Raw genomic sequence first — 24,145 nt, forward strand, 5'->3', positions numbered from 1 at the left:
CGCGGGAGAAGACGACGTGACGGTATCCGGACCAACGCCTTCCATCGGGAATGACACCTCTCCGGCGCTGCCGTTTGTCAGCACGGGGCCGACAGGACACCGCAAGCGGATGCGTGAGCGTGTCGTGGCGAAAGGTGCGGGAGCACTGGCGGATTACGAACTGCTGGAAATGCTGCTCTATTTCGGTTTTCCACGTGGAGACACAAAGCCGCGGGCCAAGGCGCTGATCAACCGGTTCACGACATTCGCCGGTGTGCTGGAGGCTTCGGATGCGGCGTTGCGTGAAGAGGGGCTGGAGACGGATGCCCTCGCGGCCTTGCGGCTGGTGACGCATGCGGCGCGTCGGATGGGGGAGGCGGATCGGCTGGAGCGTCCTTCTCTGGGAAACTGGGAAGAGCTTCTGGCCTATTTCGATACGGCGCTAGCCGGTGCTGTGCCCGGGCAGCTGCGGGCGCTGTTTCTCGATAATCGCAACCGTCTTTTGGGTGATGAGGCGATTGAGAGCGTGTCGGAGGTGCGCGATGCCGTGGCCGAGACGCGGCTGATTTTTACCCGTGCGCTGGAATTGCACGCCACGGCATTGATCCTGATTCGGCCCTGCCCCGACGGACAAAAGCCGGAGGCTGTGATCCGTGGGGATGAAGTGCTGGCGACCGAATTGCAGAGGGCGGGGAAACTTCTGGCCATCACCGTGCATGACGTCTTTGCCTTGCGTGGTGGCCAGTGGGCCAGCCTGAAACAGATGGGACGGCTGAAGGGGTAGGGAGAGTTTATCGCCAGATCCAACGTCGCCGCGCCGGGTTGCGATGCTCCCACCCCAGACGTTCCAGTTCCGGCGTATCGGAAGGCTGTTTGGGATAGCCCACGCAGAGATAGGCGAGAAACTGCCAGTCTGGATCGACGCACAAGGTGCGCCGCACGTCTGTCGGGTCCAGAATGGACACCCAGCCCACGCCGATGCCACGTTCGGCTGCGGCCAGCCAGAAGGTATGGACCGCCATGACGGCGGACCATGTCGTGGTCTCGGGCATGGTGGCGCGCCCCAGCCCACGCCCCTGAGCCGGGTCGGTTTCACAGAAAACAGCGATATGGTGTGGCGCTTCGTCCAGTCCCGCCAGTTTGAGAGTGGCGTAATGCCGCGCGTCCTCGCCCTCTCGACCGGCAAGATCCTGAGCGTTGCTGGCCAGGAAATTGGCGCGGATGGCGTTGCGGCGTGCCGGGGTGTCCACACGCACGAAACGCCACGGTTCACTCAGGCCCACGGAAGGCGCGCGGTTGGCGGTTTCCAGAAGACGGTCCAGTTCCCACGCCGCGACGGGATCGGGTCGGAAATGCCGCACGTCCCGTCGCCATGCGAACAGGCGCTCGGCCGGGGTCATGGCGCTGCTCAATGGCGTGCCAGCCTGCGCTTGACGGCACGGCCGACCTGACTGGCCACTTGCGTCAGAAAGGAGGGGCGCTCGAGAGCGCGACGTCCCAGCCCCACGACGTCGCCCTTGCGCACGGCGACAGAGAAGAAGTGCGCGTCATCCAGCCGCATCAGTCCTTCGGCCCGGCATTGCAGAAGCTGCACGAGTTCGGGCTGGCGGGCGATTTCGGGTTGTTGGGCCAGTTCAAGTGCGGAACGTGCCAGAGCGCCATAGGCGATGGAGGTGCGTGAGAGGGCAGACAGGCGACCGCTCACCGCACCTGAGCGTTGGGTGTAGAGGTAGAGCGCGTCGTCGAGCAGCACAAACATGGCGCCTGCCAGCAGCAGGCTGACAACGAGAGCGAAGTCTTCGCCGTGACGCATGTCGGCGCGGTAGTGCAGGCCGGTCTTTTCCAGAAACGCGCGGCGGAAGCAGGGCTTGAGCAACCCCCAATCCATGCCGCTGCCATCCACCTGATTGTGGCGCAGGAAGTCATCCAGCGTCACGACATGCCCGGAAAGCCCTGCGGTTGCATTGGCGCGTCCACTGATGCAGTTGGCATCGGCATCGAAATACAGCAGGTCATCGGCCAGCATGTCGATGTCGCCGCGTCGGCTGGCGATGGCGCCCAGTTTTTCCAGCCGCGTGGGTGCGAACGCGTCATCGGCGTCGAGGATGGCAATCCACTCGCCCGTGGCGTTGGCGATCCCGAGATTGCGCGCCGCCGATGGGCCGCCGTTTTTGGGTGTCTGGAACAGTCTGATGCGGGGATCTTCGGCTGCGAGACGTTTCACGACTTCGCGCGTGTTATCCGTGGAGCAGTCATCCACCATCAGGATTTCAAGGGGAGGCTGTGTCTGTGTCTGCACGGAGCGCACTGCGCGTTCCAGAAAAGCCTCGGCATTATAGACGGGGATGATGACGGAGAAGGTGCTCATGATGCCAGCGCCTGATCGTACACAGCTTCCAGACGTTGTGTGCAGGTGTGAATGTCGTGGTTCTGTTCGATATAGACGCGGGCGTTTGCTCCGAAACGGGTGGCGAGTTCGTCATCCGTCAGCAGCGTGATGAGATGGCGGGTCAGGGCATCGATATCATGCTCCGCAAAGGCGAATCCCGTTTCGCCATCAATCATGCCTTCCGTTGTACCGCCACTGGCGGAAGTCACCACCGGCACGCCGCTGGCCTGAGCTTCGAGCAGCACAAGAGGCAGTCCCTCCATATCGCCGTTTTCGGCGGTAATGCTCGGCAGGCAGAACACGCGGGCTTCTTTCATGAACGTTTGCACCGCATCACGGCTGACGGCACCTGCGAAGGTCACGTCTGTCACATTGGCGGCTTTTCGTTCGAGTGCCGCTCGCTGCGGCCCATCGCCCGCAATGATGAGTCGTGCATCCGGCACGGCATTACGCACCCGTGCGAACGCTTCCAGCAGGATGGACGCCCCCTTCTTTTCCACCAGACGGCCTACGAACAGGATCGTGCGGCTGCGCTTGCCCGGTGCGGGTTCGGAGGGCTGAAAACGACGGACGTCGATCCCGATATGGCAGATGGAAATCCGATTGGCGGGCAGGCCGCAGCGGATGGCGGCGTCACGGATCGGTCCTGAAACGGCGACGAAGCTGACATGCTTCTGCCGTGCCAGTCGGGCAAGCCGGCGTGGATAGCTCTTCCACCGACGTCCCCCATGTCCGGCGGCGAACCAGTCCATGTGGGTAGAAATATCCGATCCATGTAGGGTCACGACCAGCGGCACGCCCAGCCGTTTCGCGACAGGCATGGCTTCCACGCCATCAAAGCCGAAATGGGCGTGGATGAGCTGCGGGGCGAGCGAGCGGGCAATAGGCATCATGCCCGGATAGGGGCGTTCCAATGTGCGCGCTATCACGCCCTGCACGCGCTGGAGGAAGGTGGCAGAGCCTTGATGTACGGCCAAGGCGGGAAGACCTTCGAGCGGCAGTTTGCCGATCTCACGTTCGCCGATCAGCACGGCTTTCCAGCGTTTGAGCATCTTTGCCTGATCGCGCACAAATGTTTCGGAAAGCGGCAGGATTTCCGTGCGGTAAATGGCGACGGTTTTGCCTTCGGTGCGTGCGGCGAGGCGATGTTGCGGGAAGCGCTCCGGCATGAGCAGACGGTCCACCACCTCTTTCCACGAAGGAATGTCGATGGTGATGGGTTCGTGGAAAGCTAGAGCGTCCCGGATGGCGGTGACGATCGAGGCCTTGTCGCCCGGTACGTAGCCAAAGCGTCCCTTCACGGTGCCCACGGCAAATTCCGGGCAGACCGCGGGTTTGCCGAAGAAAGCGAACTGCTTGAGCTTGAGGGACGTATCGAGGAGGTAGCGCGGTGTATCGGCATCGCGGTAGGGCGCGACGCCAAAGGCAGCGTGCTGCACGTAACCCAGTGTCTGTTCGAACGGCATTTCGTCATGAACGACGATGTTGGGATGCTTTTCCAGCGCTTCGGCCGCGCGTCCAGCGCCGATGACATGAAACTCCACGTCCGGGAAGGCTGGGGCGGCAAGGTTGAAAAACGATGCATCGAAAAGCATTGAGCCGACCGAGACGCAGGCGGTCTTGCCATTATAGGGCGATGGGCGCGGGCGCTCCATCATGTCGCGATCAATGCCATGCGGTGCGAAAATGGCGCTTTGCCCGTGGGGCATGCCTTCAAGCAGGAGGGGAGAGGGCAGGCGCACGAGGTCGATCTTGTCGAAATTGCGCGCAAAGTCGCGACGGATCGTCTCGGCGGATCCAATGACGGAGAGGTCATCGGAGGCGAGATAGACAATGCGGGCTGCGGGGTTCAGTCGTTTCACATCCGCGATGTAAATCGGGGACATGCCGGATTCGACGAACACCACGTCCGCTTCTTTTATCCATTTCTTGAGAATGGACGGCATTGTCAGTCTGTAAAACTTGAACATGGCGGCTTCAAGCGGCCACAGTTTGGAGTTTTTCAGGCGGAAAGGATGCCACAGACCGCGTTGGAGGTAACATTCCACACCGTCCACCACTTCCACATGGTTGGCGTGTGCGGCCAGATCGGCGCGGGTATCGCCACGATGTTCGGACAGACGGCTCAGCCCGGTGGAATAGAAGCGTGTCGTGCCACGACGGGCCAGTTCGGCAGTGATGAAATGGACGCTTGCCTTGCGACGCGACCGGAAATCATGCACCGACAGAACAAGAAAGTTGGTCATCAGGGTGCGCGCCTCCGTGCTGCGTCAGGTTTGCGATCGGTGCGGGATGATCGCGTTTAACGGCTTGTTTATCAACGGGGCAATCTCACGGAAACGCGCAGGGCTGCTGTGGGGTTGAATAATTCATCCGAGCCAGTGGAGGCAGCGGGTGAAAGACGTGACCATGAAAAGCGGAAAAGGAAGCTGAACATGCGCCTCCATGACATTCTCGCGCTTGTGGCTCTGGGCGGTCTCACGTTGGGAGCGACTGCTGCGGAGGCAGCGACGCCACGGGGCGGCGTCAATCTAGCGGGACCGGGATTTGCATCGGGAAAGATTCCCGGTCGATTGAACTGGGACTACATGTTCCCCAAACAGGGGGAGATTGAGTACTACACGCAGCAGGGCATGAGCCTGTTCCGCCTGCCCATCCTGTGGGAACGCATCCAGCCGCAGCTTTCGGGAAAGCTGGATGCCGCCTATCTCCGGGAGGTGAAGGATTTCGTCGAAGCTTCACGAAAAGCGGGTGCTGAGGTCATTCTCGACATCCACAATTATGGCAAGTTCCACGGGAAATTTATTGGCACCCCGGATGTGCCGACAGCGGCCTTTGTCGATCTTTGGGTGCGGCTGGGGCGTGAGTTCGGGCGCGACCGGCACGTTCTGTTCGATCTGATGAATGAGCCGCAGCAGGGCTCGGCGGACGAATGGGTGGACATCCAGCAAGCTGTCATCGATGGGCTACGCAAGGCGGGAGTGAAAAACCGCATCATTGTCTCCGGCGTGAAATGGGACGGTGCCCATAATTTCGAGAAGGACAATGGCGCGGCGCTCGCGCGTTTGCATGATCCGGTGCGACCGTTGCTCTATCAGGCCCACCAGTATTTCGATGCGGACTCTTCAGGGCGTTCGCCCAACTGCATCCCGCAGGATCAGGTGGTGGGCAAGCTCTCGCCGTTTGTCGATTGGCTGAAGACGCATCATGCGCAGGGGATTCTGGGTGAGTTCGGTGTTAGTCAGACGCCGGAATGTCTGGCGGACCTGAAGGCGGCCATGACGTATCTCCATGCTCAGCCGGACGTGATCTACGGTTGGACCTATTGGGCGGGCGGACCGCTGTGGGGGCCTTACATGTATTCCATCGAGCCTGCCAAAGACGGCACGGAGAAGCCACAGATGGACGTGCTGCGGCCATTTCTTGCGACGAAAGGGCATGCGGGTTCACGTCACCATTCGGCTCCCTGACATGACGCTGCCTCTTGCAACCGGCTGATCGCGCGCCATATCCAGCAAATGGGCGGTTGCCGTTGCGGGGCCGTCCCCACTGTCTCGCTCACAGGGAGGAGGCTGCATGTCAGGCAGAGTGTTTGGATCACCCATGTTTCTCGGGTTCGATCATCTTGAGACTATGCTCGAACGGGCGTCCAAAACGTCCGGGGATGGATATCCGCCCTACAACATCGAACAGATCGGGCCGTCCACACTGCGGATCACGCTAGCGGTGGCGGGCTTTACGATGGACGATCTTCAGATCACTCAGGAAGACAATCAACTCGTCATCCGTGGGCGTCAGACCGAGGATTTTCAGGGACGTGTGTTCCTGCATCGTGGCATCGCCTCGCGCCAGTTTCAGAAGTCCTTTGTGTTGGCGGAAGGGATCGACATCGGTGGCGCGTGGCTGGATAACGGGCTTCTCAATATCGATCTTTACCGTCCGCAGCCGGAAGTGCGCGTGAGGCGAATTGATATTCGCGCGGGGAGTGCGAACGGTCCGGCCGGGCGCGCCAGTGGGGTGAATGGCAGCGGGATCACTCCTGCGACGACTGTTCCCAAGACGGTGCGGAGCATTGGGGACGAGTGAAGAGAATGCACGCTCATCTTTGTTGGGAAACACCAAAGGTGAGCGTGACTTTTTAAGGGTTATTCAAGGATTGCAATCCCAAGTCCCAAGAACTTCTTTCCTGTGCGTGTGATGACTTCATCATATTGTTCTGTGAAAGCCCCTGTTTTGCGGTCCGGCAATATAGAGGTTATTAAATTCCAGATATTTTTTACGCCGACGCAGGCATCGCTGATGACGTCGTGTAAAGCAAGATACTTTGCATGATTTTTGGTGGCGATATAATCGTGAAGACAACCCTCTGTGCTATGGTCGCCATCAATGAGAACAAGATCCCATTGACGGGATTGTAGTTCAGAAATGCTTTCCTCTGAACGGCTCGATGAGATTAAGTATTTTGTGTTTTCGTGAGAGTGGCAATAATTCTGCATGATATCGCTTCGTGCGATGTCGATAGCGAGAGCGCTTTCAATAGGATTAAATCGTTTTAGGTATTCGAGTGTTATAATAAACGTTCCGCCATGACGGCAGCCGATTTCCGCGTAAGATTTTATGTTTTTCTTTGATAGGGACATAAGGTATTTCGAGAATTGCTTAGGGTATTGCCATGCCCACACCATGGAAGAAGACTGACAGGAAATTCTTCCAAAATTTCGTTGTTGAATCCAAGAGTGGGAAGCATAACATGTTCAATATAAGCGGCGTCTTGTAATTTTTCGAAAGGAATTTCTTGAATAAAGCGAATCGTACCTTCAATATCACCAGAAGGTAAAGGTGTAATATTCATTTATGTGCACCGTTCGTAGTAGAGAAAGAAAATCGAAGAATGTTCGATGCCTTTTAATATGTTTGGAATTGTATAATAATTATTTAAATATACTAAAATTCTCGTATAACTTGAAAGTAAACGAAAGGCTCCCGGATATTGTGGGGATTATATCCGGGAAAATCTCTTATTTTGAGCCCGGTTCCACCCAGCCGATATTCCCGTCATCACGTCGGTAAACGATGTTGATCGCGCCACTGGCGCTATTGCGAAAGACCAGCAAATGGCGATCCGCCAAATCTAACCGCATGACGGCTTCGCTCACCGTAAGGTATGCGATCTCAGTGGGTTGTTCTGCGATGACGGTTGCGAAGGCGGTTTCTGTTTCCTTGTCGGCCAGAAGCTCTGTGCCAGTGTCGGCGACTGGAGACTCGCTTTGCTGCTGCAGCACGTAGGTCCGCCCGATTTCAGGCGTGTGGCGTGGCGCGGATCCGCGCGCGTGAGAGGTCACCCGCTTCCGATAGCGGCGCAGGCGTTTGGCGATGTGTTCGGCCGCGTCATCGAAAGCACTGTGGGCATCGGCCGCTTCGCCTTCGCCGCGCAGCGTCAGGCCGCGTCCGGCATGAACGTTGATGTCGCAGGTGAAAAAGGCGCGAGCCTTGCTGAATGTCACGCTGGCGTCGAATGCGTCATCGAAATATCGGTTCGCGATATTTCCAAGGTGGGATGTGACGCGCTCCTTAAGTGCAGCCGAGAGATCGATCTGTTTGCCGGAAACGTGAATCTGCATTCTGACGGGCTCCTTGTCCTTGAGGAAACCTGTCGCCTGAAGCCTGTGACGACGCCCGTGCGCCGTCAGGCGGAGGCGGCTTTCTTCCGTTTGCGCTGCACGGAACTTTCGATGTGCAACGCTTCCCGGTATTTGGCCACGGTTCGGCGGGCGATGTCCACGCCTTCCTTGCGAAGGTTTCGCACGATGTCGTCATCCGACAGGACGGCTGTCCTATCCTCGGCATCGATCAGACGGCGTATGCGGAAACGTATTGCTTCTGCACTGTGATTTTCTTTTCCACGCTGCCCTTTCAGAGCTGTTGTGAAAAAGTATTTCATCTCCAGAAGACCGCGTGGAGTTGCAACATATTTGCCAGCCGTAGCGCGGCTTACAGTACTTTCATGCAGTCCTGTCTCTTCAGCAATCTCGCGCATGGTGAGAGGAACAAGACCGATTGCACCGTGTTCCAGAAAAGCAGCCTGTCGTCTCATTATTTCTCTCGCCACCTTGAGCAGTGTGCGCTCTTTTTGCTCGAGTGCCTTGAGAAGCCATGAGGCGTGCGAAATCTTTTCCTTGAGAAAGCCCTTGTCGTTCGCACGTAAGCTGCGGAAAGCACGCTGCTGAAGGCCCGTATCGATCCGCAGGCGGGGAAGGGCCTCATCGTTCAGATCGACGCGCCACACACCATCGGGCTGTTGACGCACAATGACGTCCGGTATGCGCACGATCATGCCCAGCCTGTCCGGCTCGAAGCCGGGCTTGGGGTCGAGATGCTGCAGTTCCGTGAGCATGTCCGCCAGATCGGCTTCATCCACTCCGCACAGGGCGGGCAACTGGGTGGTTTTGTGGTGCGCGATCAGATCGAGATGATCGAGCAGAATCTCCATCGCGGGATCGAGGTGATTGCGGGCTGCCAGTTGTGCGGCAAGACACTCACGCAGGGATGTGGCGAACAGCCCCGGCGGGTCGAATTGCGTCATCATCAAGTGACGCACGACCTCCAGATCCTCGTGAGATACGTCCAGCATCCGGGCCAGTTCCACAGGTACGGTGCAAAGACGTCCGGCGGGATCGAGATCGGCCAGAAGTGCCGCGCCAATCAGCTTTTGCACGGGAGAAAAGGATACGGTCAGGCGCAATTGTTCTGCCAGACGGTCATGCAGGGAAAGCGCGGCGGGAGGATCGGGCATTGTGTCGCCGGAGAGAGAAGCCGTCGTGCGCCAATCACGTGGGGCACTCTCGGTGGTCCATGTGTCGTCGAAGCCTGCTCCTTCAGCAATGGTGGCAGGCTCCGTATCCAGCGCTGCGTCTCCGATGAGTGTATCGGCGGCGCAGGTGGTGCTGTCTGGGAAAGCGGAAGTTTTTGGCGGAGAAAGTGTCTGGTCCGGGGCGGGGCGCTCGGCCGGAAAAGGTGCGTCTTCCACGCGCGTGAGCAAGGGATTGTCCAGAAGCTCCTGCTCGACCAACTCGTTTACTTCCGCGCTGGTCATTTGCAGGATGCGGATCGCCAGACGCAACTGGGGCGTCATGACGAGGTTGTGCGTTTGCTGGAGCTGAAGTCTCGGTCGTGCTGCGGCCATAAGGCCGGAGATTAGAGGGTGAAACTTTCTCCAAGGTACACGCGGCGCACGTCCTCGTGGGCCACGATCTCTTCGGGCAGGCCCTGCATCAGCACCTGACCGCCGTGCATGATATAGGCGCGGTCGATCACTTCCAGCGTTTCACGCACGTTGTGATCGGTGATCAGCACGCCGATGCCGCGATCCTTCAGATGTGAGACCAGATCGCGGATTTCGCCCACGGCAATGGGATCGATGCCCGCCAGCGGTTCATCCAGAAGGATGTAGTTCGGCTGACTGGCCAGTGCGCGCGCAATTTCCAGACGACGACGTTCGCCGCCCGAAAGGGCAAGGGAGGGTGAGCGGCGCAGATGCGAGATGCCGAATTCCCCCAACAGACCGTCCAGCATGGCATCGCGCTTGTTAGGGTCCGACTCGACCACCTCCAACGCGGCCATGATGTTCTGCTCGACATTGAGGCCACGGAAGATGCTGGCTTCCTGCGGCAGATAGCCGATGCCCAGACGGGCACGGCGATACATGGGCAGGCGCGTGATGTCCGCACCATCGAGCGTGATGGAGCCGGTGTCGGGCTGCACAAGCCCCACGATCATATAGAAGCTGGTGGTCTTGCCCGCGCCGTTCGGCCCAAGCAGTCCGACGGCCTCGCCGCGATGAACCTCAATCGAGACGTTCCGGACGACCTCGCGTTTTTTGTAGGATTTGCCGATCCCGTCCGCGAACAGGCCGTGGGCGCGGTCCCGCAGGATGGGGGTGTCCACGCCCGGACGAAGGTCGGTCTGCATGAAATCGGGGGCGAAGTCCTGCTCGTTCATCCTCAGTTCCCCTTTCCGCCCTTGTCGCCGCCACTGTTGGGAACGACCAGTCCGCTCACGCGGCTGCCGGGCCGTTCCGTCATGGTGGCCACGCCGGTCTTCATGTTGATGATGGCGGCCGAGCCCTGAAGCTGGTTCTGTCCGCGTGTGATGTGAACATTGTCCACAATGCGAGCGATGCCGGTGTCGGGCACATAGACGCCGCGTGCACCGGTGATGATCTCGTTATTGATCGTGCGTACCCAGACATGTCCGAAGGCGTTGACCTTTTCCAGCTTGCCCGAACCGTTGCTGAGCGGATCGCCGCCCTCTTTCTTCGGTTCGCTCCCACCCGGATTGACGGCGGACGGCTCTTCTTTTTTGTCAGGTGGAGCGCTGTAGCCCACCAACACGTCCGCCCGGATCTGCTTGCCGTCATTGGTGGTGACGGTGGCGTTGCCGCGTCCGATGGAAATGCGGGGCTGGGAATAATATTCCATCGAGTCGCGGGCGGTCAGCACATCCTGAGGAGTGGTCAGTTTGAGCGCATGACCGGTCATGACCAGCGTGGCCTGATCGATGTCGTAGACGGCCCGATCCCCCCACGCCTGATCGGTGTGGGTGAAAATATGGACATGGCCTTCCGCTTCAAGGCGGTAGATCTCGTTGGAACCGGAACTGTCCGTGCCCCCTGCCTGTGCGTCGCCGCCTTCCTGCTGGGGAGGGGATGCTGGCACCGGGGCTGGCTGGTCCTTGGGAGTCGCGGTCGCCGGGACCGCGGTTTTGTCACCTGCGGCGGCGGGCGCTGCGGCCTTCTTGCGGTAATAGGCGATCAGCGTGTCGGCGGTGACGGTGACATCGCCACGGACCGCCTGTGCCTGATCGCGGGCGATGACTTTCTGCGCGTTCTGATCCCAGTCGAAGCCGCCCACCGCCGTAACGGTGATCTGTCCGCCATGCGAGAGGTCGATGGCCTGCGCGTGGGCCCGCCCGCTTCCGCTCACCCACAGGGCAAGCAGGGCTGTGGCCATGACAGCGGGGGAAGTGGGACGAAACGATACCATTCAGTTGGCCTTGTCGTGCGATCCGTGTTGGTCATCATTGAGGATCAGGCGTCCCGGACCACGGAACTGGGCAATGCCCTCATGCTCGGACAGCCAATACCCTGCCGCGTCGAGGACGCCAAACGGTCCTTCCGCGTGGATCCACGAATCAGCGGTGACGATACCGTCATGCAGGGCCACGCCGGTGATCGGGCTGCGCATCATCAGGCCGTCATCACGATAGAGCATGACTTCCCCGGTCAGGTCGAGAAGCTGCTCATGCTGCATATAGGTTCCGTTTTCGGACTGGAGATACAGCCACGCGCCACCTTCTGTCAGCGTGTCGGCCGCCGGTCCCACAAGGTCGATACGGTCTTCGTCGATCTGGTGGGCGGTCTTTGCCGTGAGCATGTAGGGCCGATCATGGGAATCCACGCTCCGATAGACCGCTCCTTCCAGATTGCCGCTTTCCATCTTCAGCCGTGTCAGTTCGGTCAGCGCCGTGTGGTTGGCGTTGATCAGACGGTCGATTTCCGGCCAGACCGCGATGGAGGCCAGCAGCAGCAGCGCGAGCGAGGGCAGGACATATTTCGCCCAGCGCAGCATCGTCTGACGGCGCGCCAGTTCCGCGCGTCCCGGCGCCTTGCGCTTGGCGACGACGGAGGCTTCCATTACCGCGCGCTGGCGTTTGATCGTGTCACTGGAGCGGCTGAAATCAGCGCGTTCGGCGCGATCGTTCTCGGATGGGGGCGGGGGCGTTTCGTCGGCCATCAGGCCACTCCGGCCCGCAGCAGGTCATGCACATGCAGGACACCCACCGGTCGATGAGACTCGTCGAGAACGAAGGTGGACGTCACGGGGCGGGCGCGGTCGTTCATCAGGCGCAGCGCCTCGGCCGCAAGACGGTCGGGCGCCACGGTCATGGGAGTGCGATTCATCACGCTTTCCGCGGGCGTGGTTGTCAGATCGCGGTCCAGCGCGCCGCGCAGATCGCCATCGGTGATGATACCTGCCAGTTTGCCCTCAGGTGTGAGGACGCCCACGCAGCCGACGGCCTTGCAGGTCATTTCCACGATCACGTCACGCAGGATGGTGCCGGGCGGGACGATGGGCAGAGCTTCGCCCGTGCGCATGAGATCGCGCACACTGCGCAGTCGCGCGCCAAGACTGCCTCCCGGATGGAACACGCCGAAATCACCAGCCGTGAACCCGCGCCGTTCCATCAGGGCCACGGCCAGCGCGTCTCCCAACGCCAGTTGGAGAAGGCTGCTGGTCGTGGGCGCCAGTCCCATCGGGCAGGCTTCGGGCGCCTGCGGGAGTTGCAGGACGATGGTGGCGGCACGTGCGAGCGTGGAAGCCGGGCGCGCGGTCATGGCGAGCAGCGGCAGCCCGAAGCGACGGCTGTGGGCCACGATGTCGGCCAGTTCCGAGGATTCGCCCGAGTTGGAGAGCACCAGCACTGCGTCTCCCGGTGCGATCATTCCGAGATCGCCGTGCGAGGCCTCGACGGGATGCACAAAGATGGCGGGTGTGCCGGTGGAACTGAGTGTGGCCTGAATCTTGCGTCCGATATGCCCGGATTTGCCAAGGCCGCTGACCACGATGCGACCGGGAATGGTGGCAAACAGGTCGATGGTCCGGGCAAACGCCTGCGCCAGACCGTTTTCATCGCGCAGTCCGGCTTCGAGAGCGACCAGACCGGCCGCTTCTGTGTTCAGCACGCGCCGGGCAGCCTCCACGGCGCTGGAACGCGGAAGGGGCGGCCCGGAGGGATCGGGGTGATTCATGCCGTTCTCTATCGTCCGAGCGGGGGCGGCGGTCAATCGCCGTGCCGAATGGAGCGGGCGAATCAGGCAGAACGATGGGAGAAGATGTCGGGGTCTTCGTAGCCCAGCAAATCGAGACGTGCGCGGGTGGGCAGGAAATCGTAGCACGCCTGCGCCAGCTCTCGGCGGTTTTCGCGCACCAGAAGCGCTTCGAGCTTGTCCCACAGCGCGTGCAGATACAGCACGTCGGAGGCGGCGTATGCCAATTGTTCCGGCGTGAGTTCCGGCGCGCCCCAGTCCGAACTCTGCTGCTGCTTGCTGATCTCCACGCCGAGCATTTCACGGCACAGGGCGGCAAGGCCATGACGGTCCGTGAAGGTGCAGACAAGACGGGCTGCGATCTTGGTGCAGATCACGGGCGCCACCGTGATGCCGAAGGTGTGCTGGAGTACGGCCACATCGAAGCGACCGAAATGCATCAGCTTTTCGACAGAGGGATCGCTCAGCAGCTTTTTCAGATTGGGGCAGTCGGCGGGCTTGCCGCCGGGCGCATCGGGGATGATCTGCACCAGATGCGCGGTGCCATCGCCTGAGGAGAGCTGCACGAGGCAGAGCCGGTCACGATGGGGGTTGAGACCCATGGTCTCGGTATCGACCGCCACGCGCTTGCCGAGGTCGAGACCGTCGGGGAGATCGTTGCGATGAAGCGTGATTGGCCCACCGGCCGTGATCTTGCCGCTCATGGCCTGTCCATGCTGTCGAGAGTAATGGTGCCCAGAAGAAGACTCGAACTTCCACGACCTTTCGGCCACAGGTACCTGAAACCTGCGCGTCTACCAATTCCGCCATCTGGGCAAGATGACAACCCGGCGCACCGGGCTGGTGGAGCAGGCGTTTAAAGGGCTGGGAAGAGGCGGTCAAGAGGGCGTCGTTATCTTTTTGTCTGCGGCGGACCCGGACATGAATCAAGGCGGGTCCGTCCTCGCGCGGGCATGAATGGACGGATCGGACGGTCGTTGTATCGTCGGGCATGAAGTGTGGGGACGGATGCGAGGCGTCCGGCGGAACAGGGAGATGACAGTGATGGGTGGCTGGCGGATTGCAACGGTTTTCGGTGGCTCCGGCTTTGTGGGCAGGCAGCTCGTCAGCCGTCTGGCTCAGGATGGCTATGCCGTGCGTGTGGGCTGCCGTCGCACCGATTTGGCCAATGCAATGCGCCAGCTTGGCGATGTCGGGCAGGTCACGCCGTTTTTCGCGCCGGTGGAGAGGGAGGGTGATGTCAGGGCGGCGATTCGTGGGGCGTCCGTGGTGGTCAACCTTGCGGCCGTTCTCGGTGGTAGAGGGCTGAAGAGCGTGAACGTGGAGGGAGCGGAGCGCGTTGCCCGGATTGCCGCAGAAGAAAATGCTGAGGTGCTCGTGCAGATGTCCGCTCTGGGGGCCTCCGACTCGGCCGCCTCTCTTTATGGCCGCAGTCGTGCGGCGGGTGAGGCGTCTGTAGCGCGGCATTTTCCGACCGCCACCATCGTGCGGGCCTCTGTCATTTTCGGGGTGGAAGATCATTTCCTCAATATGCTGGGCGGTCTGGCGCGGTACGTGCCGTTTGTCATGCCGGTCTATGGCGCGGGCACGAAACTTCAGCCCGTGCATGTGGGCGATGTGGCGGAAGCCATTCGGCGGATTGTGGCGGCCAGCGTGGCCATGCGTCCCGATCAGGGAAGTCTGTGCGAACTGGGGGGTCCGGACGTACTCACCATGCGTGAGATCGCGGAGCGTGTGCTGGCTATGACGGGACGTCGCAAGCCGGTTTTTGTCGTGCCGTCGGGGCTGGCGGCGTTGCAGGCGGCTGTGCTTGAGCGTCTGCCTGGTCAGTTTCTCACACGTGACCAGTTGAAGATGCTCTCGCAGGATAATGTCGTGAGTGGACAGGCGCCGGGTTTCCGCGAACTCGGTATGGCGCCTGTTTCTCTTGATCTCGTGGCGCCTGCCTATATGGCGCGGTATGCGCCGGGGGGTGGGCGAGATAGCGTTGTAGATCAGGTTGTTGCGTAATATTGGACAGCATTTATGACCATATTTTGGTGTCTTGCGGGGTGCTTGTGATGGGAATGAAAAATCGTTTCGGTTGATAGATCAGCAATGCTGCCTTTTGTTGGCGTGAGACGTGCTGTATCGCTGAATGTGTCCTGCCGGAACTCCGGGCGAATAGTCGCGCCCTGACGGCAGGCCCGGTTCGCGCCCAGAAGGAAGTGCCGCGCATGTCAGCCAAGATGCTCTCGTTCGTTTCCGTTCCGCAGGCGCAGCCGCCCAAGCGGCAGGCCGCTGAGAGGCGCGCGGACTTCAATGAGATTTATGAGGATTTCGCGCGTGAGCAGGCGGCGACTCAGGCCAGCCGTTGTTCGCAATGCGGCGTGCCGTTCTGTTCGGTGCACTGCCCTTTGGGCAACAATATCCCCGACTGGCTGATGCTGACAGCGGAAGGGCGTCTGGAAGAGGCTTACGCCGTCTCGCAGGCGACGAACACGTTTCCCGAGATTTGTGGCCGCATCTGCCCGCAGGATCGCCTGTGCGAGGGTAACTGCGTCATCGAGAAAGGCTTCGAGAGCGTCACCATCGGTGCGGTGGAGCGCTACATAACCGACACGGCGTTTGAGAATGGCTGGGTGCAGCCCGCCATGCCGGTGGAAGAACTGGACAGTTCCGTGGGGATTATCGGTGCGGGTCCGGCCGGTCTGGCCGCCGCCGAGCGGCTGCGGGCTGCGGGCCACCGGGTGCATGTCTATGACCGTCATGACCGCGTGGGCGGGCTGCTGATTTACGGCATCCCCGGCTTCAAGCTGGAAAAGGACATCGTGGCCCGACGTCAGGCGCTGCTGGAGGAGCAGGGTGTCCTGTTCCATCTCAAGCAGGGCATTGGCAGCGGAAAGGGCGAGATCACGCTGGACGAGTTGCGTCGTCGTCATGACGCGGTGCTGATCGCAACGGGCGTGTACAAGGCGCGCGAGATCGGTGGACCGGGTTCAGGGCTTGGCGGTATCGTGGCGGCTCTGGACTATCTCACGACATCGAACCGCCGCTCGCTGGGTGATGTGGTGCCCGAAGGCGAACTGGACGCGAAAGATCGCGATGTGGTCGTCATCGGTGGTGGTGACACGGCCATGGACTGTGTGCGCACGGCCATCCGTCAGGGCGCGCGCTCGGTGAAGTGTCTCTACCGTCGTGACCGTGCGAACATGCCCGGCTCGGTGCGTGAAGTGAAGAACGCCGAGGAAGAAGGTGTCGAGTTCGTGTGGCTCGCGGCCCCTGAAGGCTTTCTGGGTGACGGGACGGTGACGGGCGTGCGGGCGCAGCGGATGCGTCTCGGTCTGCCGGATGCGAGCGGCCGCCAGTCGATCGAGCCGGAGCCGGATGGCCTGTTCACGATCAAGGCCGATCTTGTCATCAAGGCGCTGGGCTTCGATCCCGAGCCGCTGCCGGAGATGTGGAAGGCGGACGATCTGAAAGTGTCCCGTTGGGGCACGGTGCAGGTGGAGCGCACCACGTTCGAGACCTCCATTCCCGGCGTGTTTGCGGCCGGTGACATTGTGCGGGGCGCGAGCCTCGTGGTGTGGGCCATTCGTGATGGCCGGGACGCGGCGGCACAGATCGACCGTACGATCCGTGAGCGTGCGCTCTCCCCTTCTTGTGTGGCGGCGGAGTAATGACGATGGACCATCTTTCCAGCACCTCTTCCGCCATCGAGAGTGGCGAGGATTTTGTCCAGACCTGGCAGCGCAACAGCGAGGCGCTGACGGAAGGCCTGTATCGCCCCGAGGACGAGCGGGATTCCTGCGGTGTGGGTCTGATCGCGGCACTCGATGGCCGCAAGCGCCGCGATGTGGTCGAGGCGGGGATCGAGGCGCTCAAGGCGATCTGGCATCGTGGCGCGGTCGATGCCGACGGCAAGACCGGTGACGGCGCGGGCATCCATGTCGAGATTCCGCAGGATTTCTTTGCAGATGCGATGGGTGCGGGACACGAGCTTGCTGCCGGTGTACCACTTGCGGTCGGTCAGGTTTTCCTGCCCAAGACCGACCTCGCGGCGCAGGAGCGCTGCCGTCAGATCATCGAGACCGAGATTCTTGCGTTCGGCTACAGCATCCATGGCTGGCGTCAGGTGCCGATCGACACGGCCTGCATCGGTGAGAAGGCCAACGCCACACGCCCCGAGATCGAGCAGATTGTCATTCGTGGCAAGAAGGACCGCAAGGAAGAGGATTTCGAGCGCGATCTGTTTGTGATCCGTCGCCGCATCGAGAAGGCGGCGATCGCCAATCAGGTGGATCTCTATATCTGCTCGCTGTCGTGCCGCTCGCTGATCTACAAAGGCATGTTCCTTGCCGAGCATCTGACGAACTTCTACCCGGATCTGCTCGATCCGCGTTTCATCAGCCGTTTTGCGATCTATCATCAGCGTTATTCCACCAATACCTTCCCCACGTGGAAGCTGGCGCAGCCGTTCCGCCGGGTGGCGCATAACGGTGAGATCAACACGATTTCGGGCAATGTGAACTGGATGCGCAGTCACGAGACGCGACTGGCCGATCCGGAACTTGATCCCTACATCAACGACATCAAGCCCATCGTGCAGGTTGGCGGTTCCGATACCGCGACACTCGATAACGTGTTCGAGCTTCTCACCCATGCCGGACGTGATGCGCCCGCGGCCAAGGCGCTGATGATCCCGGCCAGTGTGGGCGCGCACTCTTCCATGAAGCCCGCGCATCGCGACATGTTTGCGTATTGCAACGCGGTGATGGAGCCATGGGATGGGCCGGCGGCGTTGTGCGCGACCGACGGGCGTTGGTTGATCGCGGGGCTGGATCGTTCCGGCCTGCGTCCGCTGCGCTACACCCGCACGACGAGCGATCTGCTGATCGTGGGGTCGGAAGCGGGCATGGTGAAGGTGCCGGAAGCCGAGGTTGTCAGCCGTGGGCGGCTGGGTCCGGGAGAGACCATCGGCATCGATCTGGATGAGGCCAAGCTCTACGACAACGATCAGCTTCTCGATCTTATGGCGGGCCGTCAGGACTTCAGCCAGTGGGTGAAGAAGATCCAGAAGATCGGATCGGTAGTGCGTAACGATGTGGTCGAGCCGGTGCTCTATTCACCGGAAGAACTGCGTCGTCGGCAGCTTTCCGTCGGCACCACGCTTGAGGAACTTGAGCAGATTCTCCAGCCCATGGTGGAGAAAGCGTCCGAGGCCGTGGGGTCCATGGGCGATGACACGCCGCTGGCGGTGCTGTCCGAGCGTTATCGCGGGCTGGCGCATTATTTCCGTCAGGGTTTCAGTCAGGTGACGAACCCGCCCATCGATTCCCTGCGCGAGGCGCGGGTGATGAGCCTCGTCACCCGCTTGGGCAATCTGGGCAATATCCTTGAAGAGTCCGAAGAGCAGTGCGATCTGCTTCAGCTTCCCAGTCCTGTTCTGACAAATGGCGAGTTCGAGGCGCTGCGCAAGTTCTGTGGCGAGCGTGGCAGCACCATCGACACGACCTTCCCGGCCGAGGGCGGTGAAGCGGCCCTGCGTGAAGCCATTTCCCGTATCCGCCGTGAGGCGGAGGAGCGTGTGCGGGAGGGATGCACGCATGTCTTCCTCACCGACGAGAAGCAGTCTGCGGAGCGGGCAGGTATCCCGACCATTCTGGCGGCGGCGGCGGTACATACGCATCTGGTGCGTCATTCGCTTCGCACCTTCACCTCACTCAATGTGCGAGCCTCCGACGTGCTCGATGTTCACGCCATTGCGGTGACGCTGGGTGTGGGCGCAACGACAGTGAACCCATATCTCGCGCAAGAAAGCATCGCGGATCGCATCCGTCGTGGCCTATGCGGCACTATGACGCTGCGTGAGGCGGTCGAACGGTATCGCAAGGCGATCGACAAGGGTCTGCTCAAGATCATGTCCAAGATGGGCATTTCGATCATGGCGTCCTATCGCGGCGGCTGTAATTTCGAGGCTGTCGGCCTGTCGCGTGCGCTGGTGGCGGAGTTCTTCCCCGGCATGGCGTCGCGCATCTCGGGCATCGGCATGGCCGGTATTGCCCGCAATGTTCTGAGCTACCACGAGCAGGCATGGGGCACGTCCACCGCTGTGCTGCCGGTGGGTGGTCTGTACAAGATGCGCCGGAGTGGGGAGACGCACGCTTTCGATGGCACGCTGATCCACATGCTTCAGACGGCGGTGGGCACGGACAGCTTCACCATCTACAAGCGTTACGCCGATGCTGTGCAGCGGCAGCCACCGGTGGCGTTGCGTGATCTGCTGAATTTCCGCAGCACCAATGAGCCGATTCCGGTGGAAGAGGTCGAAAGCATCACGCAGTTGCGCAAGCGGCTGATCGCGCCGGCAATTTCGCTGGGGGCGCTCAGTCCGGAAGCGCATGAGACACTGTCCATCGCCATGAACCGGATCGGCGCGAAGTCGGATTCCGGTGAGGGTGGCGAAGATCCGGCACGGGCAAAGCCGCGCCCGAACGGTGACAATGCCTCGTCCGCCATCAAGCAGGTGGCGTCAGGGCGTTTCGGTGTGACCGCACAGTATCTCAATGACTGCCGCGAGATCGAAATCAAGGTGGCGCAGGGCGCAAAGCCCGGTGAAGGTGGCCAGCTTCCGGGCTTCAAGGTGACGGAACTGATCGCCAAGCTGCGTCATGCGACGCCGGGTGTGACGCTGATCTCGCCGCCGCCGCATCACGACATCTACTCGATCGAGGATCTGGCGCAACTCATCTACGATCTCAAGCAGATCAATCCGGATGCGCGGGTCACGGTGAAGCTGGTGGCCCGTTCAGGCATCGGCACGATTGCAGCGGGTGTGGCCAAGGCGAAGGCGGACGCCATCCTCATCTCCGGTCATTCGGGCGGCACGGGCGCAAGCCCGCTGTCCTCGGTGAAGTATGCCGGTCTGCCGTGGGAGCTGGGGCTTGCGGAGGCGCATCAGGTGCTGATGCTCAACCGCCTGCGTCACCGTGTCACTCTGCGCACCGATGGCGGCATCAAGACCGGGCGCGATGTGGTGATCGCGGCCATGTTGGGCGCGGAAGAGTTCGGCATCGGCACGGCCAGCCTTGTGGCCATGGGCTGCATCATGGTGCGTCAGTGCCACTCCAACACCTGTCCCGTGGGCGTGTGTTCTCAGGATCCGGCCATGCGCGCCAAGTTCGAGGGCACGCCGGAGAAGGTCATCAGCCTGTTCTCGTTCATTGCCGAGGACGTGCGCAACATTCTGGCATCGCTGGGTTTCCGCACGCTCAATGAGGTGATCGGTCGCACGGACCTGCTCTATCAGGTGTCGCGCGGTTCGGACTATCTGGACGATCTCGATCTGAACCCGCTTCTGGTGCAGGCGGACCCCGGTCCGCATGCGCGCTACAGCACGCTGGAAGGCCGCAACGAGGTGCCGGACACGCTGGACGCTCAGATGATCGCGGACGCGCGCCCACTGTTCGATCACGGCGAAAAAATGCAACTGCAGTACAACGTGCAGAACACGATGCGCGCCATCGGTACGCGCATCTCGTCTCTGATCGTGCGGCAATACGGCATGAACACGCTGGCGCCGGGGCATCTTACGGTGCGTCTGCGTGGCTCGGCCGGTCAGTCGCTCGGTGCGTTCGCGGTGCAGGGTCTCAAGCTCGAAGTGCATGGCGATGCCAACGATTATGTGGGCAAGGGGCTGTCGGGTGCGACGATTGTGGTGCGTCCATCGGCGTCCAGCACATTGGCGTCGAACACCAATGCGAGTGTGGGCAACACGGTGCTGTATGGCGCCACAGCAGGCTCTCTGTTTGCGGCGGGACTGGCGGGCGAGCGTTTTGCGGTCCGCAACTCGGGCGCTACGGCTGTGGTCGAAGGGTGCGGGTCCAACGCCTGCGAATACATGACCGGTGGTACGGTGGTGATTTTGGGTGAGTCCGGTGACAATTTCGGTGCCGGTTTCACCGGGGGCATGGCGTTCGTCTATGATGAAGACAACTCTTTCGAGCAAAAGGTGAACCCGGACAACGTGTTCTGGGTGCGTGTGACGCAGCCGGAATGGGAAGCGAAGCTGCGTGGGTTGGTGGAGGCGCATGTGGCCGAAACCCAGTCTTCCTATGCGGCGATGCTGCTGCACAAATGGGACGAGGTGTTGCCGCGTTTCTGGCAGGTGGTGCCGAAGGATTACGCGCGGATCATCGGTTTTGCACAGCCGGAGACACTGGCGGCGTCTGCCTGATCGCCCGTTGCATCATCAGGTTTGGGGAAGAGGCCGTCCGGCAACGGGCGGCCTTTTTTCTTGTGCGGGTTGTCCGAGCAATCTCTTGAGAGAAATGTGAAATACGTTTTCTGAATGACAGTTCGACAGATCATGAACAAATACGATATAAGCACCGGAAAATAGGGAGGAGTGTTTGCTGTATCGTCTTCTGATAAGCGAAAGGACATAATAATGGAAAATATACTGGCGCTTATCGCAGATTTTTCGGTATTTGTACTGTTTCCATGGCTGGTTTGGCGGCTGATCGGACGCAGTATTCCAATTGTCATTCTGCCGATATTGTTGGGAATACTGTTCGCCGTATGGCATGTGCCCGTGCATGACGTGCGTATTCCTTCTGCGTATGGAGATGAGATCGGCTGGGTCGCGGTTCTGGTGCTGGCGTTCACGGCGGGTCTGGAGATGTGGCAGCAGCAGGACGACGTGAAAGCGGAACACGCTCTGCCGCCCACAACGTGGGGACGGCTGCTGGCCGGGGCGGCGGTGGCGCTGGGTGGCCCGCTGCTGGTCGGGTCCTATCTCGCGTGGACATTCTTTCTCCCGCTTGAAGGATGGCACCCACCTCACGCCGCTCCGTGGGTGGCGGCGGCCTCTATCGGCTTGTGTATTTCTGTCAGCGCCCTGCCTGTGCTGATCGGCGTGGTGCGCGAACTGGAACCGGCGCAGCGTCCTCTTGGGCAACTCGCTCTTCAGCTTGCGGTTGTCGATGATGCGGCGCTGTGGATCGGGCTTGCGTTCCTGCAGTTCGCGGAGCGTGGATCGGAAGCCCTGCACGGTTGGACGGAGCTTGAATTTCTGGCCGTCGCTCTTCTGGGTGGGTTGGCGGCGGGCGGCCTGTGGGCAGCAAAGCATTTCCGCCATCCGCCCACATGGGTCATCTGGGTGACGGTCCCGATCTATATGGCGGTCGGGTCGTGGGCGAGCCACCAGTTGGGGTTGCATGAACTGATCGGCGCGTATTTCGCGGGCGCGATCATGCCGCCAAGCTGGGTGCGCAGGCTGCCGGTGGAACAGGTTGGCACGTTCGCGCTGATCTGGCTGGCGCCGATGTTCTTCGGGCATAGCGGGTTGCGCATCAATGGCGATGCCCTGACATGGCCGTCCGTTGTCGCGTCGCTTGCGCTTGTGGCGGTGTCGATCATCGCCAAGATGGTGTCGGTGTATATCTTCCCGCCTGCGCCGAAACTGGCTCCTCGGCAGCGATTGGGGCTGGGGGCGCTGCTTCAGTGCAAAGGGGTGATGGAGATTGTGGCGGCGACCATCCTGCACGAGCAGAGCATGATCTCGGAGTTTGCCTTTGCCTCGCTGATGGTGCTGGCGGTGATTTCCACTGTGCTGACGGGACCGATGTTCCGTTTGCTGGCTCCACGCACTGCCTGATGTGCCTGTCCCGGCTCATTATGCCGGGACACGCGGCCGTTCAGGGGGCCGGGTTGGAATGCACCTGATGGATGGTGTTGATCCGTGTTTCCAGCTCCGGCGTGATCGCCACGTTCACTGAGCCGAGAATTTCCTCAAGCTGGGTGATGCTGGTCGCGCCGATGATGTTGGACGTAACGAACCGGCGTGACGTCACGAAGGCTACCGCCATCTGTACGGCGTTCAGTCCCGTGTCCTTGGCAAGAGCGAGATAGGCCCGGATAGCGTCGTCCACACCGGGTTTCTGATAGCGTTGGCCACGGTTGAACAGTGTCGTGCGGGCACCGGCAGGCCGCGCGCCGTCGAGATATTTTCCGGTGAGATAACCTTGTGCGAGCGGGGAATAGGCCAGAAGGCCGACCTGTTCGCGCTGTGCGAATTCAGCCAGACCCCACTCGAATGTGCGGTTGATAAGGTTATAGGCGTTCTGGATGGACGCCACACGCGGAGCACCCTGTCGCGCGGCTTCGAGGCTTTTCGCGACACCCCACGGTGTTTCGTTGGACAGGCCGACATGGCGGATCTTGCCCTCATTCACCAGATCGCCCAGCACGCCGAGTGTTTCTTCCAGCGGCACTTCGTCGCGGCTGTCGGTTCGGCTCCATGTCGTGCCGCCTTCTCCGAACAGGTTCACACGGCGATCGGGCCAGTGAAGCTGGTAGAGATCGACATACTCCGTGCCGAGGCGACGCAGGGAGCCTTCCAGCGCGTAGCGGATCTGGTGCGGCGTAAGGCGCGTTTCTTCCCCGTTGGGACGGAACCAGTCCATGGTGCTTCGACCCACCACCTTGGTGGCGAGGATGACCTTGTCGCGACTGCCGCGCTGCTTGAGCCAGCTTCCGACGATGCGCTCGGTCGAGCCATAGGTCTCGGCCTTGGGGGGAATGGAATACAGCTCGGCCGTGTCAATGAAGTTGACGCCGCGATCCAGCGCCAGATCGAGCTGTGCGTGCCCTTCGGCTTCGGTGTTCTGCTGTCCGAATGTCATGGTGCCGAGGCAGATCTCGCTGACCATGATGCCCGTGCGTCCGAGTTCTCTCTGTTGCATGGGATGCGTGCTCCTGTGCGATGCTCAACGATAGGATAGGGTCTGCGATGTGCGGCAGGCCAATACAAGAGGCCCGGCGGGCTGGAGAGGTCACTGGCCCGGCAAGAAAAAATCACGATACGACAAAGATGAGTTTTGAAAAGATGCTGCACGTAAAAGCATGAAAACAAAGGCGGTCTTTGTCGTGAGCGTGATAATCTCCCGCTCTCTGAAGAACGGCCAATTCTT

General features: G+C 60.9%; 20 protein-coding genes and 1 tRNA gene. 7 read left to right on the plus strand and 14 right to left on the minus strand.

Features of this window, described 5'->3' with window-relative positions; translation table 11 throughout:
• Nucleotides 1-16 precede the first annotated feature (16 nt).
• Entirely contained in the window at nucleotides 17-763 is a 747-nt protein-coding gene (locus GOB87_RS02515) for a JAB domain-containing protein (RefSeq protein ID WP_264806495.1), read from the plus strand.
• A 7-nt stretch (nucleotides 764-770) separates the two neighbouring features.
• On the opposite strand, the gene bluB is transcribed toward GOB87_RS02515, so the two are convergent.
• The 3 genes from bluB to GOB87_RS02530 are packed head-to-tail and all read right to left on the minus strand — an operon-like array spanning nucleotide 771 to nucleotide 4,614.
• Nucleotides 771-1,379: a 5,6-dimethylbenzimidazole synthase gene (gene bluB / locus GOB87_RS02520; protein WP_166312977.1), complete on the minus strand. Its 609-nt coding sequence runs from the start codon at nucleotides 1,377-1,379 to the stop codon at nucleotides 771-773.
• Between the two features lie 8 nt (nucleotides 1,380-1,387).
• Entirely contained in the window at nucleotides 1,388-2,347 is a 960-nt protein-coding gene (locus GOB87_RS02525) for a glycosyltransferase family 2 protein (RefSeq protein WP_166312978.1), read from the minus strand.
• The gene (locus tag GOB87_RS02530) at nucleotides 2,344-4,614 is read right to left on the minus strand and encodes a GumK N-terminal domain-containing glycosyltransferase (RefSeq protein ID WP_166312979.1); all 2,271 of its coding nucleotides are present in this window, start codon (nucleotides 4,612-4,614) and stop codon (nucleotides 2,344-2,346) included. The genes GOB87_RS02525 and GOB87_RS02530 overlap by 4 nt, the downstream gene beginning before the upstream one ends.
• A gap of 189 nt (nucleotides 4,615-4,803) precedes the next feature.
• Between GOB87_RS02530 and GOB87_RS02535 the strand changes: the two genes are divergently transcribed.
• Both GOB87_RS02535 and GOB87_RS02540 read left to right on the plus strand, forming a co-directional pair.
• Entirely contained in the window at nucleotides 4,804-5,838 is a 1,035-nt protein-coding gene (locus GOB87_RS02535) for a glycoside hydrolase family 5 protein (RefSeq protein ID WP_166312980.1), read from the plus strand.
• Nucleotides 5,839-5,944: 106 nt separating this feature from the next.
• On the plus strand, nucleotides 5,945-6,454 hold the full coding sequence (locus GOB87_RS02540; RefSeq protein ID WP_242006115.1) for an Hsp20 family protein: 510 nt from the start codon (nucleotides 5,945-5,947) through the stop codon (nucleotides 6,452-6,454).
• Nucleotides 6,455-6,513: 59 nt separating this feature from the next.
• Here the strand turns inward: GOB87_RS02540 and GOB87_RS02545 are convergent, their stop codons facing one another.
• From GOB87_RS02545 to GOB87_RS02590, 10 genes are all read right to left on the minus strand, one after another.
• Nucleotides 6,514-7,008: a class I SAM-dependent methyltransferase gene (locus GOB87_RS02545; protein WP_166312981.1), complete on the minus strand. Its 495-nt coding sequence runs from the start codon at nucleotides 7,006-7,008 to the stop codon at nucleotides 6,514-6,516.
• Nucleotides 6,984-7,220, minus strand: coding sequence for a hypothetical protein (locus GOB87_RS02550; RefSeq protein WP_166312982.1), 237 nt, complete (start codon nucleotides 7,218-7,220; stop codon nucleotides 6,984-6,986). Before GOB87_RS02550 ends, GOB87_RS02545 begins: the two co-directional genes overlap by 25 nt.
• Nucleotides 7,221-7,386: 166 nt before the next feature.
• Nucleotides 7,387-7,989, minus strand: coding sequence for a ribosome hibernation-promoting factor, HPF/YfiA family (hpf, locus tag GOB87_RS02555; protein WP_166312983.1), 603 nt, complete (start codon nucleotides 7,987-7,989; stop codon nucleotides 7,387-7,389).
• A gap of 65 nt (nucleotides 7,990-8,054) precedes the next feature.
• Nucleotides 8,055-9,551 (minus strand): RNA polymerase factor sigma-54, encoded by a 1,497-nt coding sequence (rpoN, locus tag GOB87_RS02560; protein WP_166312984.1) that lies wholly within the window; start codon nucleotides 9,549-9,551, stop codon nucleotides 8,055-8,057.
• An 11-nt stretch (nucleotides 9,552-9,562) separates the two neighbouring features.
• On the minus strand, nucleotides 9,563-10,336 hold the full coding sequence (gene lptB, locus GOB87_RS02565; protein ID WP_194303181.1) for an LPS export ABC transporter ATP-binding protein: 774 nt from the start codon (nucleotides 10,334-10,336) through the stop codon (nucleotides 9,563-9,565).
• 32 nt (nucleotides 10,337-10,368) lie between these two features.
• The gene (locus GOB87_RS02570; RefSeq protein WP_166312986.1) at nucleotides 10,369-11,409 is read right to left on the minus strand and encodes an LptA/OstA family protein; all 1,041 of its coding nucleotides are present in this window, start codon (nucleotides 11,407-11,409) and stop codon (nucleotides 10,369-10,371) included.
• The gene (locus GOB87_RS02575; protein WP_166312987.1) at nucleotides 11,410-12,159 is read right to left on the minus strand and encodes an LPS export ABC transporter periplasmic protein LptC; all 750 of its coding nucleotides are present in this window, start codon (nucleotides 12,157-12,159) and stop codon (nucleotides 11,410-11,412) included. It lies immediately after the preceding gene.
• The gene (locus GOB87_RS02580; RefSeq protein ID WP_166312988.1) at nucleotides 12,159-13,175 is read right to left on the minus strand and encodes a KpsF/GutQ family sugar-phosphate isomerase; all 1,017 of its coding nucleotides are present in this window, start codon (nucleotides 13,173-13,175) and stop codon (nucleotides 12,159-12,161) included. The genes GOB87_RS02575 and GOB87_RS02580 overlap by 1 nt, the downstream gene beginning before the upstream one ends.
• Nucleotides 13,176-13,237: 62 nt before the next feature.
• Nucleotides 13,238-13,897: a ribonuclease D gene (locus GOB87_RS02585; RefSeq protein WP_166312989.1), complete on the minus strand. Its 660-nt coding sequence runs from the start codon at nucleotides 13,895-13,897 to the stop codon at nucleotides 13,238-13,240.
• A gap of 25 nt (nucleotides 13,898-13,922) precedes the next feature.
• Nucleotides 13,923-14,009, minus strand: a tRNA-Leu gene (locus tag GOB87_RS02590).
• Nucleotides 14,010-14,237: 228 nt separating this feature from the next.
• On the opposite strand from GOB87_RS02590, the gene GOB87_RS02595 reads away from it, so the two are divergent.
• The 4 genes from GOB87_RS02595 (at nucleotide 14,238) to GOB87_RS02610 (ending at nucleotide 22,830) form a co-directional block, all read left to right on the plus strand.
• Entirely contained in the window at nucleotides 14,238-15,203 is a 966-nt protein-coding gene (locus tag GOB87_RS02595; protein WP_166313050.1) for a complex I NDUFA9 subunit family protein, read from the plus strand.
• Nucleotides 15,204-15,409: 206 nt separating this feature from the next.
• Complete coding sequence (locus tag GOB87_RS02600) at nucleotides 15,410-16,852, plus strand: NAD(P)-dependent oxidoreductase (protein ID WP_166312990.1); 1,443 nt, start codon at nucleotides 15,410-15,412, stop codon at nucleotides 16,850-16,852.
• Nucleotides 16,852-21,408, plus strand: coding sequence for a glutamate synthase large subunit (gltB, locus tag GOB87_RS02605; protein ID WP_166312991.1), 4,557 nt, complete (start codon nucleotides 16,852-16,854; stop codon nucleotides 21,406-21,408). Before GOB87_RS02600 ends, gltB begins: the two co-directional genes overlap by 1 nt.
• A gap of 213 nt (nucleotides 21,409-21,621) precedes the next feature.
• Nucleotides 21,622-22,830, plus strand: a complete 1,209-nt coding sequence (locus tag GOB87_RS02610) for a cation:proton antiporter (RefSeq protein ID WP_166312992.1) — start codon at nucleotides 21,622-21,624, stop codon at nucleotides 22,828-22,830.
• Between the two features lie 40 nt (nucleotides 22,831-22,870).
• On the opposite strand, the gene GOB87_RS02615 is transcribed toward GOB87_RS02610, so the two are convergent.
• Nucleotides 22,871-23,917 (minus strand): aldo/keto reductase, encoded by a 1,047-nt coding sequence (locus tag GOB87_RS02615; RefSeq protein ID WP_166312993.1) that lies wholly within the window; start codon nucleotides 23,915-23,917, stop codon nucleotides 22,871-22,873.
• Between the last annotated feature and the right edge of the window lie 228 nt (nucleotides 23,918-24,145).

The sequence above is a fragment of the Acetobacter estunensis genome, from assembly GCF_011516945.1.
GTDB lineage: Bacteria > Pseudomonadota > Alphaproteobacteria > Acetobacterales > Acetobacteraceae > Acetobacter > Acetobacter estunensis.